The organism is Dapis hubbardiae BLCC-M172, from assembly GCF_050016015.1.
Lineage (GTDB): Bacteria > Cyanobacteriota > Cyanobacteriia > Cyanobacteriales > Microcoleaceae > Trichodesmium.
In genome coordinates this window covers 12,826-29,917 of the sequence record NZ_JBNHEQ010000064.1, presented here as the reverse complement: position 1 = coordinate 29,917, position 17,092 = coordinate 12,826, and the positions used below count along the sequence as shown (strand labels likewise).

Below are 17,092 nucleotides of genomic sequence, written 5' to 3'. Positions count from 1 at the left end.
GATGATTGAGCAAGAGATCCTGAATCAGTTGCAGTCAGGTAATATTTCTTTAGAGGATGCCGAACAACTATTGTTAGGTTTGAGCACAGAAGAAGAAGTGAATAGTTACCAGCAACATAATGAAGACCAGATGATTGAGCAAGAGATCCTGAATCAGTTGCAGTCAGGTAATATTTCTTTAGAGAATGCTGAACAACTATTGTTAGGTTTGAGCACAGAAGAAAAAGTAGAACCAAAAGCTATAAAGCAACAGATAAATTCTGATGATTCAGAGGAAATATTATCTTTGCTGAGTACAGGAGAAATATATTTAGAAAATGCTGAAAATTTTATCTTAGGAGAAGCAAAATCCCCAAAAAAAAAAGAGGGATTAACTGCAGTTCAGAATAATATAGGAACTACAGATATAGCTATTATAGGAATATCATGTCGATATCCAGGAGCAAAAAACTGGCAGGAATTTTGGGAAAACTTAAAAGATGGAGTGGACAGCGTTACAGAACCTCCCCCAGGAAGATGGGAAGGACAAAATTGGTATCATCCAGACCCACAACACCCGGACACTTCCTATTCAAAATGTGCTGGTTTTTTAGACGAAATAGACAAATTCGACCCTTTATTTTTTCAAATTTCTCCAGAAGAAGCTCAATTTATTGAACCTCAGCAGAGAATTTTTTTAGAAGAAGCTTATCATGCTATTGAAGATGCTGGATATGCTGCCGACTCTCTCAAAGGGAAACAGTGTGGAGTATTTGTAGGAGCATCAACATTTGCTGATTACATCAAATTGCTAGCAAGATCTGGATTAGATACTAATAGACTGGTGCTGACAGGAAATCTGCTGTCAATCATACCAGCAAGAATAGCCTATTTCCTTGATCTTAGAGGGGCAGTAGTGGCTGTTGATACTGCTTGTTCATCTTCATTAGTTGCTATTCATCAAGCTTGTGAAAGTATTAAACGGGGAGAGAGTGAAATGGCAATCGCTGGAGGGATTGCCACTATGTTGACAGCAGACTTCCAAATAATATCAAGCCAATTTCAAATGGTATCTGCCGCAGGGCGGTGCAAAACTTTTGATGCTGAGGCATCGGGCACAGTTTGGAGCGAAGGTTGTGGTGCTGTATTCCTAAAAAGCTACGATCAAGCCATTCGTGATAATGACCATATTTATGGGGTGATAAAGGGTACAGGCATGAATTATGATGGCAATACCAATGGGATTAGTGCCCCTAGTAGCCAATCTCAAACACGCTTGGAAGAGATGGTTTATCAGAAATTTGGGATTAATCCAGAAACGATAAGTTATGTAGAAACTCACGGTACAGCAACATCTTTAGGAGATCCCATTGAGGTTGAAGCCTTAAGCGAAACCTTTTCTAAATGGACGAACAAGAAACAGTTTTGTGCGATCGGCTCAGTAAAAAGCAACATTGGTCATGCTGCAACTGCTGCTGGTGTTTCTGGTTTAATTAAGACAGTTTTGTGCCTCAAATACCATAAATTGGTACCTTCGTTACATTTTCATCAACCAAATCCCCACATTGATTTTCCCAATAGCCCTTTCTATGTTAACACAGAATTCAAAGATTGGGAAGTACAGGAAGGCAAACCAAGACGAGCGGCAGTGAGTTCCTTTGGCTTTAGTGGCACAAATGCTCATATCGTTGTTGAAGAAGCGCCAAGAGAAGGCAATAGGCAACAGGCAACAGGCAATAGTGAAGATTATTTAGAACGTTCAGTTCATCTGCTAACACTGTCAGCGAAAACAGAAACAGCTCTGGTAGAGTTAGTCAGTAGTTATCAAAATTATCTCACAAGTAATCCAGAATTATGGCTGGCCGATATCTGCTACACTGCCAACACAGGACGTACCCATTTCAACCACAGATTAGCAGTTGTCGCCCCTAACCAACAAGAATTAGTCGCAAAACTTCAACAACACCAAGAGGGAGAGAAAGTAGCTGGAATTTTCTCAGGAAAAGAGGATCAGAACACCACAACAGCTAAAATGGCCTTCGTCTTCACGGGTCAAGGTTCCCAATATGTGAATATGGGAAGGAAGTTGTATGAACAGTCACCAATTTTCCGTGAAGCGATCGACCAATGTGAGAACATTCTGAGGACTGTAGAAAACTTCAAGGAAAAGTCATTACAAGAAATTATCTATCCAGCAGATGACTCATCAGATGCCTCCATACTCAACCAAACAGCTTATACTCAACCATGTTTATTTGCTATAGAGTATGCTCTCTACCAAGTCTGGCAATCTTGGGGGATTCAACCAGATGTAGTCATGGGTCACAGCGTAGGAGAATATGTAGCAGCAACAGTAGCAGGGGTATTTAGTTTAGAAGATGGCTTGAAAATTATTGCTGCAAGGGGGAGATTAATGCAGCAATTACCTGCTGGTGGTGGAATGACTTCAGTTATGGCTTCAGAGTCGAAGGTTTTAGAGACACTGAAGGCGATGTCCCTGGAAGAAAAAGTAGCTATTGCAGCAATTAATGGACCTGAAAGTATAGTAATTTCTGGGGAGTTAGAAGCAGTAAGAGCGATCGCAACTAACCTAGAATCATCGGGAATTAAAACCAAACAACTACAAGTATCTCATGCCTTCCATTCTCCTCTGATGGAACCAATGCTGGCAGAATTTGAAGCAGTAGCCAAACAAATAACCTACAATCGTCCTCAGATTTCACTGATATCTAATGTTACTGGTAAGTTGGTAGATGCTGAAATTACTTCTGCCGAATATTGGGTAAATCATGTGCGTCAACCAGTGAGGTTTGCCGAGAGTATGATAACTCTGCATGAGAAAGGATATGAGTTATTCCTGGAAATCGGACCTAAACCAATTTTATTGGGGATGGGGCGTCAATGTCTACCGGAGGAGGTGGGTGTATGGTTACCTTCCTTGCGTCCAGGAGTAGATGAATGGCAGTTGATGTTGTCTAGTTTAGGACAATTGTATGTGCAGGGATACAAAGTAAATTGGTTAGGGTTTCACCAAGGCTATAACTGTGAGAAAGTAGTATTGCCGACTTATCCATTCCAACGAGAAAGGTATTGGGTAGAAGCTCAAGGTAGTTACCAACAAAAACCCTATTGGTCAATAGCTAACAATAAAAATCTGCACCCGTTACTAGGAGAAAAAATTAACTTAGCGGGATTAGATAATCAACATCGTTTCCAATCGCACTTCACAGCAGAATCTCCAAGTTACCTGAGTGACCACAAAGTATTTCAGAAGGTATTATTTCCTGGCACAGGTTATCTAGAAATAGCGACTTCGGTTGGCAAAAATCTATTCACAAGTCAAGAGCAAGTAGTAGTTTCTGAGGTACACATACTGCGAGGATTGGTTTTACCAGAAACGGAAGCCAAGACAGTACAAATAGTAGCTATCCCCGCAGAAGATAACAAAAGCTATAAGTTTGAGATATTCAGCAGCTCAGAAGGGGAAAATCAACAGAAACCTGAATGGGTGTTGCACACCAAAGGCAAGATATATACGGAGCCAACCACAAACAGTCCAGCTAAAATTGACTTAGAGAAATATCAAGCTGAGTGTAATCAAGCAATAGAAATTAAAGAGCATTACCAAGAATGTAGCTCAAGAGGAATAGACTACGGCAGCACTTTCCAAGGAATCAAACAGTTGTGGAAAGGTGAAGGAAAAGCCCTAGGAGAAATAATTTTATCAGAGGAATTAACAACTCAGTTAGCAGACTATCAGCTACATCCAGCCCTATTAGATGCAGCCCTGCAAATGATATTGTATTCCATAACAGATATAGAAGCGGACAAGACCTATCTACCAGTAGGGATACAAAAATTCAAAGTGTATGGTCAGACAATAAGTCATGTATGGGCGATCGTAGAAATGCGACCAAACAGTTTAACAGGGGATATTCGTCTGGTAGATAACGAGGGAACTTTACTAGCAGAAATTGAGGGATTAAGGATAACGCCAACCACAGCATCAGCTCTATTGAAGAGTTTGCAACCAGATATCAGTCATTGGTTTTATCAAATAAATTGGCAAACTCAACCCCTACCAGCAGATAGTCTATCAGCAGCAACGGGTAAATGGTTAGTTTTAGCTAAGGATACTGAATTAGTAACAGCATTAACTAATAAAGGTCAGGAGTGTATCAGAGTATCACCAGGAGACAAGTACGAGCAAATAAGTCCGCAGCACTATCAAATCAATCCCACTAATGGGGAAGAATTTAAACAACTCCTAGAAGAAAACCCAGGGATTACAAAAATTGTGCATCTGTGGAGTTGGCAGTCAACCGAAATTAAAGAAGTGTTAGACTTAGAGAATATTCAGGCTCAAAATTGTGCTTCAGTTTTAAATTTGGTGCAAGCAACCCTCAATAGCAAACCTGAAACATTCCCGCAGCTCTGGTTAGTCACCCAAGGAAGCCAGAGTGTGATATCAGACTCGGAAGTAATTAACCCCGAATATGCAAGTTTATGGGGACTAGGACAAATAATAACCCTAGAACACCCAGAATTGAGATGTAAACGGATAGACTGTTACCCAGAATCAACAAACCTAGACTCCCTAATAGCGGAACTATTATCAGAAGATACAGAAGACCAGATAGGGATACGTCAGGGAAATCGTTATGTAGCTAGACTGGAACAAAAACGACAGCAAAACAAAATTTCAGATACCCAACCAGTACAATTAAAACTGGCAGAATATGGATCTATCGACAACCTTAAATGGCAGCAAATGCAGCGCCGTATTCCTGAAGCTAAGGAAGTGGAAATTGAGGTAGTGGCAGTAGGACTAAACTTGCGAGATGTACTCAACTCCCTAGGATTACTCAAAGACTACTATGCTGAACATCTGGGCGTTAGCAGTGTAGAGGAACTTACCTTCGGTTTTGAATGTGCCGGTAAAATCTCTGCGGTAGGGGAAGAAGTCTCAGAGTGGCAAGTAGGAGACGAAGTAATGTTAACCATGATCCATGACGGTTTCAGTAGCTTCATCACTGCTCCAGCAGAATATGTCATGGCCAAGCCGAAATCAATGAGTTTCAATGAAGCGGCGACTCTACCTCTAACATTTGTCACTGCCTATTATGGGTTGCAGAAATTAGCCAAAATTAAAGCAGGCGATCGGGTGTTGATTCATTCTGCAGCCGGAGGAGTAGGGCAAGCTGCGGTACAAATAGCTCAACTTGCAGGGGCTGAAATCTTTGCTACTGCTAGTCCGGGTAAATGGGATTTTCTCAAATCCATGGGGATTAAACACATTATGAATTCTCGCACTCTAGATTTTGCTAAGGAAATCAAAGAGATTACCGGAGGAGAAGGGGTTGATGTAGTTTTGAATAGCCTGAATGGAGACCACATTCCCTACAGTTTGGAAGCATTAGCTCCAAAAGGAAGATTTGTAGAAATCGGCAAAATTGGCATTTGGGACAAAGAGCAAGTCGAGGAAAAACGACCAGATATCAGCTATTTTCCTTTTGATTTAGGAGATGTAGTCAAAGAGAACCCCGGTATCATGGGAGAAATATCGGAGGAATTAACCCAGGAATGGAACCAAGGAAAACTCAGAGCGCTACCTTATAAAGTGTTTTCCAATACAGAAATTACAACAGCTTTCCGGTATATGCAGCAAGCCAAGCATATAGGAAAGATAGTGCTGGAGATGCCACAAGTATCGACAGGGGAGCCAATATCAATCCAAGCAGAAGCAAGTTATTTGATTACAGGAGGATTAGGAGCATTAGGACTGGAAGTCGCCCAATGGATGGTAACTCAAGGTGCGAGAAATATTGTTTTAACAGGACGTAGCGCTCCCAAGGAAACAGCACAAGAAATTATAGAAGAGTTAGAAACAGCAGGAGCCAAGATTAGTTTTTTATTGGGGGATGTTGCCAAACAAGAAGATGTAGCTAAAATGTTCCAGCAGATGGAGGCGTCATTGCCCCCACTTAAAGGAGTAATTCATTCTGCTGGGGTGTTGGACGATGGCGTGCTGCGAAATCTGACTTGGCAGCAATTTACGAAAGTAATGTCTCCCAAGGTGACAGGAACTTGGCATTTGCATCAGAATACCAAAGATTTATCATTAGATTTCTTTATCTGTTTTTCCTCTATGGCAGCAATGGTAGGAAATGCTGGCCAAGGCAACTATGCTGCGGCCAATGCTTTTATGGATGCGATCGCCCACTACCGCCGAGGCCAAAGATTACCAGGATTGAGTATTAACTGGGGAGCATGGACAGCAGGAGGAATGGCTGCTCGTTTAGCAGGTGGACATCAGAATCGGATTCAAGGCAGTGGGGTTATGGCTATTGAACCCCAACAAGGAATGCAGGCGTTGGAGTTACTGTTATCAGGAGCATCAAGTCAAGTCGGTGTGTTGCCTGTTAATTGGTCTGAATTTTTCAGGCAAATGCCTATGGCACAGAAAATGCCATTGTTATCAGGGTTTGTTTCATCTGCTGTATCGGCACCTGAAACAAAAGAAACTAAGATTTTAGAACAGCTAAAAGAATCCTCACCAGAGGAGCGAGCCAATATTTTAGTAGATTATTTTAAAGGTAAGCTAGCTGGTATGTTGGGAATGACTGGTTCCCAAATAGATGCAGATCAACCTTTAACTGCTATGGGGCTTGATTCTTTGATGGCGGTTGAGTTGCGGAATTTCGTGCAAAGGGAATTAGGGTTTGATATACCAATTGAAAAAATAATTGAAGGTATCAGTATTACCCAGATGGTTAATTTAGTAGTTGAGCAACTTTTATTAGAAGAAATTAGTTACTCAAATACTGCACAGACAACAGAAGAGGACGATGAAGATATGGAGGAAATTACTTTATGAATTTGACTCAAGTTCTGTCTCAAATCTCTAGCCAAGGTATTAAATTATGGGCTGAAGGGGATGAATTAAAAATCCGCGCTCCCAAGGGGGCGTTGACACCAGAAATTCGCGATTTATTATCCCAAAATAAGCTGGAATTATTACAGTTACTTCAGGGAAAAACTAATAATATTGATGCGACTTCTGTGCCTTTAGTCTCTGTTTCTAGGGATAAAGATTTACCAGTTTCTTATCAACAAGAACGTCTCTGGACAGTAGACCAACTAATGCCAGGTATGGCAAATCTTAATCTGTGTATAGCAGTAAGAATAGAAGGTTTAATAGACATTGAAATTCTGCAAAAAAGCTGGAATGAAATTATTAGTCGTTATGACATTTTGAGGACTAATTTCGCTTTTGTTGAAGGGTCATTAGTGCAGGTAGTTATTCCTAGTTTGACTAATGAAATTTCAGTATTAGATTATCCAGACTTAAGCGCAACTGAACAAGAGAAAACATTCAAAGAGGTTTTTGAAGAGGAATCAGCACAATCATTTGATTTGTCTCAAGGTCAATTATTTAGTCTGAAGCTGTTAAGATTTAGCGAAAAAGAGGGAGTATTAGTATTAATATTTCATCACATTATTAGTGATGGTTTATCCCTCAATTTATTAGACCGCGAACTCATAAATTTATATGATTCTTATCTGAGTAAAAAAGAGTCTCCCTTAAAAGAATTAGATATTCAATATGGAGATTATGCTGTTTGGCAGCGAGAGTGGTTACAAGGAGATGTATTAGAAAAGGGGTTAAATTATTGGAAACAACAACTAACGGATATTTCCACGTTGTATCCTGTACCACCTGATATTTTTCAAGTATCTCAAAGCTCTGAAAATATTAAGGACGAGAAAAATTTTCTGATACCTAGCACTACATGGTCTGTAGTTCAAAAAGTAAGTAATCAATACAATGTTACTCCTGTAGTTATCTTTCTTTCAGTGTTTTATGTATTGATACTTCAATACTCACTAAAAGATGATATTATTGTTGGTCTTCCAGTTGCGGGAAGGGTACATCACAAATTAGAATCTGCCATAGGTTTCTTTACTGATACTGTCCTATTACGCGGTAAGATTCCTGATAATTTGACATTCCAAGAATTACTGAATAAAGTCAAAGAAATTACCGTAGAGGCTTATGCAAATCAACATATTCCTCTAAATTTGGTCGCGAAGTTGGTAGATCAGCAAAATTATCAACAACAATACAAAAATTTATTTCAGCTTTTCTTTGACTATATTGACTTAGGAAACGAGGAGACGAGAAAATATTCCAATGTCACCGCAGATTTAATAGAAGAAAAGTTTCCTAGAGATATAGATTTATTCTTTACTTTATTGAAAAAAAATCAGGAGTTAAAAGGGTCTTTAATCTACAACTCTGAATTGTTTGAAGAAGAAACAATTACAGCGATGGTAGATTCCTATCTGTTGATTCTAGAAAAAGGAATTAATGCTCCTGAGACGAAAATAAATGAATTAGAACTATCAGAAAATCTAGCCAAACATAAGGCAGAAATTCACAGTCAATCAAGAAAAATAAATCTGATAGAAACTGGTTTAAAATCTCTGACTGAAGTTAAAGAGTCTGCTATTTTGAGCAAGGATAATCAACTGGTTGCTTATGTAGTGATTGAGGATAATTATTCTGTAGAAAAAGTACAATCATATCTAGAATCTTATCTATCTTCTGATTTTCTCCCTAATGCTTATGTACCTATTTCTACTCTACCAAAAACAGAATCAGGAGAAATAGACGAAACTGCTTTAACAAGTTTAGAAGTTATTGACTCAGAATTAATAAACCGTTGGGAAGAAAAATTGCGATCGCATCCGGAAATAGAGGAAGTTGCGGTAGTTGTCCAGCGAAAACAAGCTTACCCAGTTATACCAGAAAGTAGGGGTTTGGTCTCCAAACCCAACCCCGCTACACCCGACTACACAATACCACTAACTGAAGAAAATGTTGCAGATACCGCTCCTGGTGAAGTAGACGAGATAGCAGCATCGGTAGAATTTCAAACCTGGGCAGATTTATTACCAGGTACCGATGAACCAGCAATATATAGCACAGATAGTCGCCAACCTCTGACTCATGCACAACTAAAAGATTTTGTCAAGTCACCCCCAGATAACGCTAGTCTCAGTTATCTGGGGATTAAAATAACAGACCGCGTATGTGCTGCCACTCCCAATGGACCAGAGGCAGCAACAGCATTTTTGTCCTTAGCACAACAATGTGTGTTTGCACCCATTAGCACATCTTTGACAGAAAAGCAAGTTCAATTTGAGTTGGAAGACCTGGGTGCAGTAGCTTTAGTCTTGCAAAGGGGAGAAGCTAACAGCACAGAGAATGAAAAATTAAAAGCTTGTGCTGAAGGTTTAGGAGTACGAGTCATTGAGTTAATACCCGATACTTCAGTATGCGGTTTATTTACCCTGGAAGAAGTTACTACGAATAAGGAAAATCATCAACCAATAACAAGAGATGATAATAAACCTACTCGTGACCATGTAGCTTTAGTGCTGCATACCAGTGGAACAACCAGAAAACCGAAAACGGTACCTTTGACTCACGGAAATTTGACATCAGGCTCCCTGACTATTAGTCGGACTATACAACTGACTCCAGAAGACACCTGTATCAATATTATGCCGCTATTTCATATCCATGGTCTTTCCGTTAATATTCTGGGAACGATATTAGCAGGTGCTAGCGTACTTTGCACCCCAGGGTTATACGCCACAGAAAACGGAGTGGGTGACTTCTTCAAATGGTTGAAACCAGAAGAGGGAAGCGATAGAAAGAAAATAACTTGGTATTCCGCTGTCCCAACCATGCACCAAGCAATTTTGGAATATGCAGAACAAGCAATAGCTGAAACAGGTAAAGCTCCCGAACACTCCCTCCGCTTAATTCGGAACTGTTCGGCAGCACTACTACCAGCGATCGCTGATCGGATGGCAACCGCATTTAACTGCGAAGTCTTGCCTACTTATGCGATGACAGAATCTATGCCTATTTGTAGTCCAGAAGTAGGAAAAGGATTACTCAAGCGTGGTTCTGTGGGTCGTGCTGCTGGTCCAACAGTAATAATTGGAGATGTCAAAGCAAATGAGCAAGGCAAACCAGTATTAAATGTACTAGAACCCTATGGCGAGGGAGAAGTAATGGTCCGGGGTGCTTGCGTCACCGCCGGATATGAGTTACGGGAATGGATGGATTATAATCCCAATGAGGAAGCATTTATCGACGGTTGGTTAAGAACAGGGGATAAGGGTTACAAAGACAAAGATGGTTATGTTTATCTAGTAGGTCGGTTCAAAGAAATTATTAACCGCGCTGGAGAAAAAATTAGTCCGATGGCAGTAGAAGATGTATTGCAACGCCATCCAGCAGTAGGTCAGGTAGTTGTATTTGCAGCGCCCCATGAACTTTTTGGTGAAGTAGTGGGAGCAGCAATAGTACCAGTACCAAATCAGACACGACCAACCCTCGCAGCATTACGCCAATTTGCCATCAAGGAAAAAGAACTGGAAACCCAATGGTTGCCAGAATGTTTAGTTTGGATGAATGCTATTCCTAAAGGTTTGACCGGAAAACCTGCCCGAATAGGTTTAGCCAAACGGTTAGAAATGCCGACTCTGACAACTGATGTGACAGCATCACCCCGAACTTTTGTAGCAACAGAAGGAGCGGATGGTAAGTATGTTTTAGAAACATTAGAACATCAAATTGAGAATGGAACAGGAGGTTGTCAGAATTTACAACAATTGACTGTTTATTTTACTTCCGAGACAACAGAATTTTCCCTGAGTCAGTTGTCAGAGTTGGAAGTACGCGATCGCTTTGGCACTCTCAGTAAAATTATGCCTTCTGCTTTCGTCCAGTTAGAAACACTACCATTAACATCTGATGGAAAAATAGACCGAAAACGGTTACAAAACCCTGATAAAAATGGTGGTTCTCAACCTGTACAACAAGGAAATGAAACTGAGCAAAAAATTGCTGCTATTTGGAAGGAGGTACTGCAAATAGAAGAAGTCGGTATTTATGATAACTTTTTTGAATTAGGAGGTAAGTCGGTACTGCTGATACAGGTGTATGGCAAGTTGCAAGAAATATTTGATATGAGCAATTTAAAGGTTATTGACTTGCTAGCAAACCCTACTGTTCATTCATTAAGTGAATTTATTGCGAGTGGCGGTGTAACTGAATCAGATAAAAAGACCAAAGTTAATTATGAGAAGCGTGTAAGTAAACGTCTCTCTAAGAAAAGTGAAAGGGGTAATATTCGGAAAAAACTCCGTTCTCAAAAATAGGGAGTAGGGAGTAGGGAGTTAGGAAAGTAGTAGGGTGTGTTAGGCGCTTGCGCCGTAACGCACCATTAAGTAAGGACTAAAAGTGGTACACCAAGAATGGTGCGTTACGACTGCCGTCTAACGCACCCTACTAGACCTAAAATCTATAATTTATAAATTCTAAGAATAAAGATTATGAATCAACCAGAAGAACAAGAATATAATGATAATGAAATTGCTATCATAGGAATGTCTGGACGTTTTCCAGGAGCAAGAAACCTGGATGAGTTTTGGGAGAATCTCAAGAATGGGGTTGAATCTATCTCATTATTATCAGATAAACAGTTGACAAAATCTGGTGTTCCATCCGAAATACTTAATAATCCCAACTATGTTAAAGTAGGTGCTACTGTTTCAGACATTGAAATGTTTGATGCTAACTTCTTTAACTACAGTCCAAGAGAAGCAGAAGAAATCGACCCGCAACAACGACTTTTTTTAGAGTGCGCCTGGGAAGCAATAGAAAGTAGTGGTTATAACCCAGAAAACTACGAAGGTTCAATCGGGGTTTATACTGGTGCTGGAGTGCTTACCTATTTAATGTATAACCTGGCAGACAAAGATTTTATTGTCTTAGATAGTCGCTACTTTGCCCAAATGGTTGCTAACGACAAAGATTACTTAGCAACCCGCACCGCTTACAAACTGAATCTGACCGGACCTGCCATAACTATTCAAACAGCTTGCTCAACATCATTAGTTGCCGTACATTTAGCGTGTCAAAGTTTGCTCAATGGAGAATGTGACATGGCTCTAGCAGGTGGTGTTTCGATCCAAGTTCCTCAAAATGTGGGATACTTATATCAGGAAGGAATGGTAGGTTCTGACGATGGTCATTGTCGAGCTTTTGATGCCAAAAGTTCGGGAACATTTTTGGCTAATGGTGTGGGAGTTGTGTTACTGAAACCACTGCAAGATGCGATAGCAGATGGAGATATTATTCATGCTGTGATTAAAGGTTCGGCAATTAATAATGATGGTTCTTTGAAACTGGGTTATACTGCTCCCAGTGTGAATGGTCAATCAGCAGTTATTTCTGAAGCTCAAGCTGTCGGTAATGTAAATCCAGAAACAATTACATACATAGAAGCTCATGGTACGGGGACAAAATTAGGAGATCCTATTGAGATTGAAGCTTTAAGCAAAGCCTTTTCAGAGCATACCGATAAAAAACAATTTTGCGCCATAGGTTCCCTAAAAACCAATGTGGGACACATGAATACGGCAGCAGGTGTAGGAGCATTAATTAAAACTGTTTTGGCTCTCAAACATAATTTAATACCTCCCAGTCTAAACTACGAGGAACCTAATCCCCAGATTAATTTTAGCGCGACTCCATTTTACGTCAATAATACTTTGTCGGAATGGAAACGGAACGGCACTCCTCTACGAGCAGGAGTTAGTTCTTTTGGTATAGGTGGAACTAATTCTCACGTTGTCTTGGAAGAAGCACCCACTCTGGAGAAAGAAGAGGATGATTTGCCTCGTCCCGTTCATATATTAACTTTGTCAGCTAAGACTCCTACAGCTTTATCAGATTTAGTAGACAGTTATCATCATTATTTAAAGACTAATCCAGATTTGGATATAGGAGATGTTTGTTACACTGCTAATACCGGAAGAGGTCATTTTAACCACAGATTAGCAGTTGTTGCTCAAAACCAAACAGAATTAGTTGAAAAACTGGGAGAGTTCAAACCAGAAGAGCAAGCAGAGGGTATATCTACTGGAAAACTTTTAATCAATGCTACTGCTCCTAAAGTTGCCTTCTTATTCACAGGTCAAGGTTCCCAATATATAAATATGGGTAAGGAGTTATGCGAACAAGCACCAGTATTCCAAGCAGCACTTGATGAATGTGAGGAAATATTAGCAGAACTTGGTGTTGACTCCATCCTAGAAATTATCTATCCTGATGGAGAGACGTCACCTATAGACCAAACAGCTTATACCCAACCAGCTATATTTGCTATTGAATACGCCCTAGCTAAATTATGGGAATCTTGGGGAATAACACCAGATGTAGTCATGGGTCACAGTGTAGGTGAATATGTTGCAGCAACAGTAGCAGGAATATTTAGTCTAGAAGACGGATTAAAATTAATTACTGCCAGGGGAAGGTTAATGCAGCAGTTACCCCCAGGAGGAGAAATGGTAGCTGTGATGGCATCAGAATCAAAAGTGAAAAAGCTCCTCACACCTTATACAGATAAAGTAGCCATAGCAGCAATAAACGGACCAAAAAGTGTAGTAATTTCAGGAGAAGCGGAAGCAGTAGGAGAAATAGTCAAGAGCTTAGAATCAGAAAAAATTAAAGCCAAAAAATTACAGGTATCTCACGCCTTCCATTCCCCATTGATGGACCCAATGTTAGCAGAATGGGAAGCAGTAGCTGAGGAATTAACTTATAATCTACCAGAAATTCCAGTCATATCTAACGTTACGGGAAAGGTCGCAGACGAAAGTATCACAACCCCGAAATATTGGGTAGACCATGTACGTCAACCAGTAAGGTTTGCCCAAGGTATGGATGCCTTACAAAAACAGGGTGTTGAAATATTCTTAGAAGTAGGACCGAAACCAATATTGTTGGGAATGGGTCGCCGATGTCTGCCAAAAGATGTAGGTGTGTGGTTGCCATCATTACGTCCTGATGTAGCACAGTTTCCAGAGATGCTTTCTTCTCTGGCAGAATTATATGTGCGGGGAGTCAAAGTAGACTGGGTAGAATTTGATGGAGAATACAGTCGTCAGAAAGTGGTATTACCTACTTACCCATTCCAACGCCAAAAATACTGGATAGAAAACTACTCGCGGGGGGCGACTACTGTTTCAGTCAGCAACAATGGTTTTGTTGCTGATGACAGTACATCAAGTTCTTTATTAGGTAATAAGTTAGCTTTACCGTTTGCTAAACAGTTCCGCTTCCAGACTAAGTTAACACCTGAGTTTCCTTCTTATGTCAAAGACCACAGGTATTATGGTCAAATAGTTGTAGCTGGTGCATCTCATATTGTTTTAGCTTTACTTGCTGGCAAAGAAGCACTAAATAGTGAGTCTTGTGTTGTCGATAATATTGAATTTTTGCAGATATTGGGAGCTGATGAAACTTCTAGTCGTACAGTGCAAGTGCTTTTAGAGCAAGAAAAAGAAACAGAATATGCTTATCAGTTGATAAGTTGTGAAGCAGGAACAGAAAACGACCCATCAACAACTTGGACGGTTCATTGTAAGGCAAAAGTGAGACCTGCTAAAAACTCAGAGTTACCGAAAGAAAATATTGATATTGCAGCAGTAAAACAACGATGTATTCAGTCTCTTTCTAGTGATGAATATTACTCAACTACACTGGAACCCACGAAAGGAGATTTTCACCTGGGACCAACATTCCAATGGACGGAAAAAGCTTGGATAGGTGGTAAAGAAGGGTTGGTAAAAATCAAATCAGGGGAAAACAATGAAGAGATGCAGGAATATTGGCCTCATCCTGGTATGGTTGATTCTGGAATTGTGCCAGTAGCTGTGTTGTCAATACTTCAGGAGTTTTCTCAGAATAGTGAAAATAATGGTAATGGTCAAAAACCTGTCACTGATGGTGAAATAGAAGTTCCCGCTTACGCATTTTCTGGAGCGAAGAGTTTTAAGTTTTTTGAGAATTTTGATATTGATGATGAATTGTGGTATTACACCAAAATTGACGAGTCAAGTTCTTTCGAGAAAGGAGAACTTCGCGGTGAGACTTACTTGCTGAATGGAGATGGTAAAGTAATAGCACAATATATTGGCATTGACTTCCGGCAACTAAGTCGCAAGTTATTGTTGAGGAGTTTCGGTTTAGATTTCAGTCAGTGGTACTATCAAACAGAATGGCAACCTACTGCTTTGACTCCTGGTGAGACAGAGGAACCAGGAACTTACCTGCTATTTTGCCCTAATAGTAAGTCAAAAGGATGGGGCGATAGTCTTAACTCAGAGTTATTAGAGCAAGGTCATCAGTGTATTGTTGTGTATCCAGGAGATAGTTACAAGAATTTATCTTCTGAAGACAAAAAGCAGACAATTCAATTATCTCCAACAGAACCAGAACATTTCCAAAAGTTACTTGATGAGGTAAATGAATCAACAGATGAGTTACCTTTGAAGGGTATTATTCACCTCTGGAGTTTAGATACTGATGCTGTAGACTTGGGTAAAACTGAAGAAATAATTTGTGGTAGTATCATCAACCTGTTGCAAGGGATGCGATCGCTAGAAAAATCACCTCCTGTTTGGTTAGTGACTCAAGGCGCTCAGGAAACAGATATACAAGAGGGTAAAGTTGTCACAAATTCTCAACCGCAACAAGCACTTTTATGGGGAATTGGCAAAGTCATAGGTATGGAGTATCCCCAGTTAGACTGTCGTTGTCTAGACCTAGACCCTAATGCTGAGGAACAAGAAACTTTAAAAGTTTTATTGGATGAGGTCGCCAACCATCAAGCATCAACCAGCAGGGAAAGTGAAATCCGCTATCGTCAAGGAGAGCGTCAAGCAGCGAGGTTAGTTCAACCCAGGTTAGATACAGATGATGTCAAATTAACTGTTGAGACCGAAGCAAGTTATTTGATTACTGGTGGTAATGGTGCTTTAGGATTGGAAGTTGCTCAGTTCCTGGTAGAAAAAGGCGTTAAGAGTATAGCTTTAGTTGGGCGTAGCGCACCGTCAGAAACTGCTAAAGAAAGTATTCAAGAATTAGAAGCAGCAGGCGCTAAAGTTTCAGTATTCTTAGGAGATGTCTCTGTGGAAAAAGACATGGTAGATATTTTCCAAAAGATAGAAGATACCTTACCTCCTCTGAAAGGTGTAATTCATGCTGCTGGAGTTGTAGATGACGGGTTCATCCAACAAATGAGTTGGGAACAGTTTACAAAAGTGACCGCTCCCAAAGTAGCAGGAACTTGGAATCTACATAAACTAACAAAAGATATACCATTAGATTTCTTTGTTTGCTTCTCCTCCATAGCATCTATCTTAGGTTCTCCCGGTCAAAGTAACTATGCAGCAGCTAACGCCTTTATGGATGCAGTTGCCCAATACCGTCGCAATTTGGGATTACCAGGATTGAGTATTAACTGGGGACCTTGGGCAAATATTGGTATCGCCGCTCGAATGGGGGCACAACAACAAAGTCGTCTACAAAGCCAAGGTTTGCAAGGAATTAAAACAGAGCAAGGGTTACAAGCTTTAGAAGAGGTATTAGCTACCCAGGAATCACAGATAGCAATATTTAATATAGACTGGCCACAATTATTGAGTCAATTGGGAGCAGCAACCCCAGCATTTCTATCGGAAATAGCAAGTCAGCATCCACTCAAGGGAGCAAACCAAGGGCCAAAACAACGGGAGTTGTTAGAACAAATGAAGGTAGCAAAAACTGACAAACGCCAAAGGTTAATTGTTGATTATTTGATTGGTGTTGTTGCTAAGGTATTGAGGCGGGGTAAAAATGATTTGCCAGACCCAGAGGAAGGATTCTTTAATTTAGGAATGGATTCGCTGATGGCACTGGATTTTGGGCAAATGATTCAGACAGATTTAGGGATTACTTTGTCCTCAACTTCTACTTTTGAGTATCCAAATATTCAGACTTTAGCTGAATATCTAGAGGGAATAATTCCGAAAATTGAGAAAAAAGAGGCTGAGTCTAAAACAGATGATACTGCCATTGATTCAGAAAATCTAATTAAAGAGATTAGTCAGCTTTCAGAAGACCAAATAAATGCAGCTCTTGATGAAGCTCTGGCTCAACTCGATCAGTTTATCTAGAGGAGGCATTAAAGTAGGGACGTTCCAT

General features: G+C 40.2%; 3 protein-coding genes. All 3 read left to right on the top strand.

Annotated elements, in window-relative coordinates:
* Position 1: 1 nt before the first annotated feature.
* The 3 genes from ACP6PK_RS06400 to ACP6PK_RS06390 all read left to right on the top strand — a co-directional run bounded on the left by ACP6PK_RS06400 (position 2) and on the right by ACP6PK_RS06390 (position 17,064).
* Positions 2-6,856: an SDR family NAD(P)-dependent oxidoreductase gene (locus tag ACP6PK_RS06400; protein WP_426558749.1), complete on the top strand. Its 6,855-nt coding sequence runs from the start codon at positions 2-4 to the stop codon at positions 6,854-6,856.
* The gene (locus tag ACP6PK_RS06395) at positions 6,853-11,220 is read left to right on the top strand and encodes a condensation domain-containing protein (protein ID WP_426558747.1); all 4,368 of its coding nucleotides are present in this window, start codon (positions 6,853-6,855) and stop codon (positions 11,218-11,220) included. Before ACP6PK_RS06400 ends, ACP6PK_RS06395 begins: the two co-directional genes overlap by 4 nt.
* Positions 11,221-11,394: 174 nt before the next feature.
* Entirely contained in the window at positions 11,395-17,064 is a 5,670-nt protein-coding gene (locus ACP6PK_RS06390; RefSeq protein WP_426558745.1) for a type I polyketide synthase, read from the top strand.
* Positions 17,065-17,092: the final 28 nt, after the last annotated feature.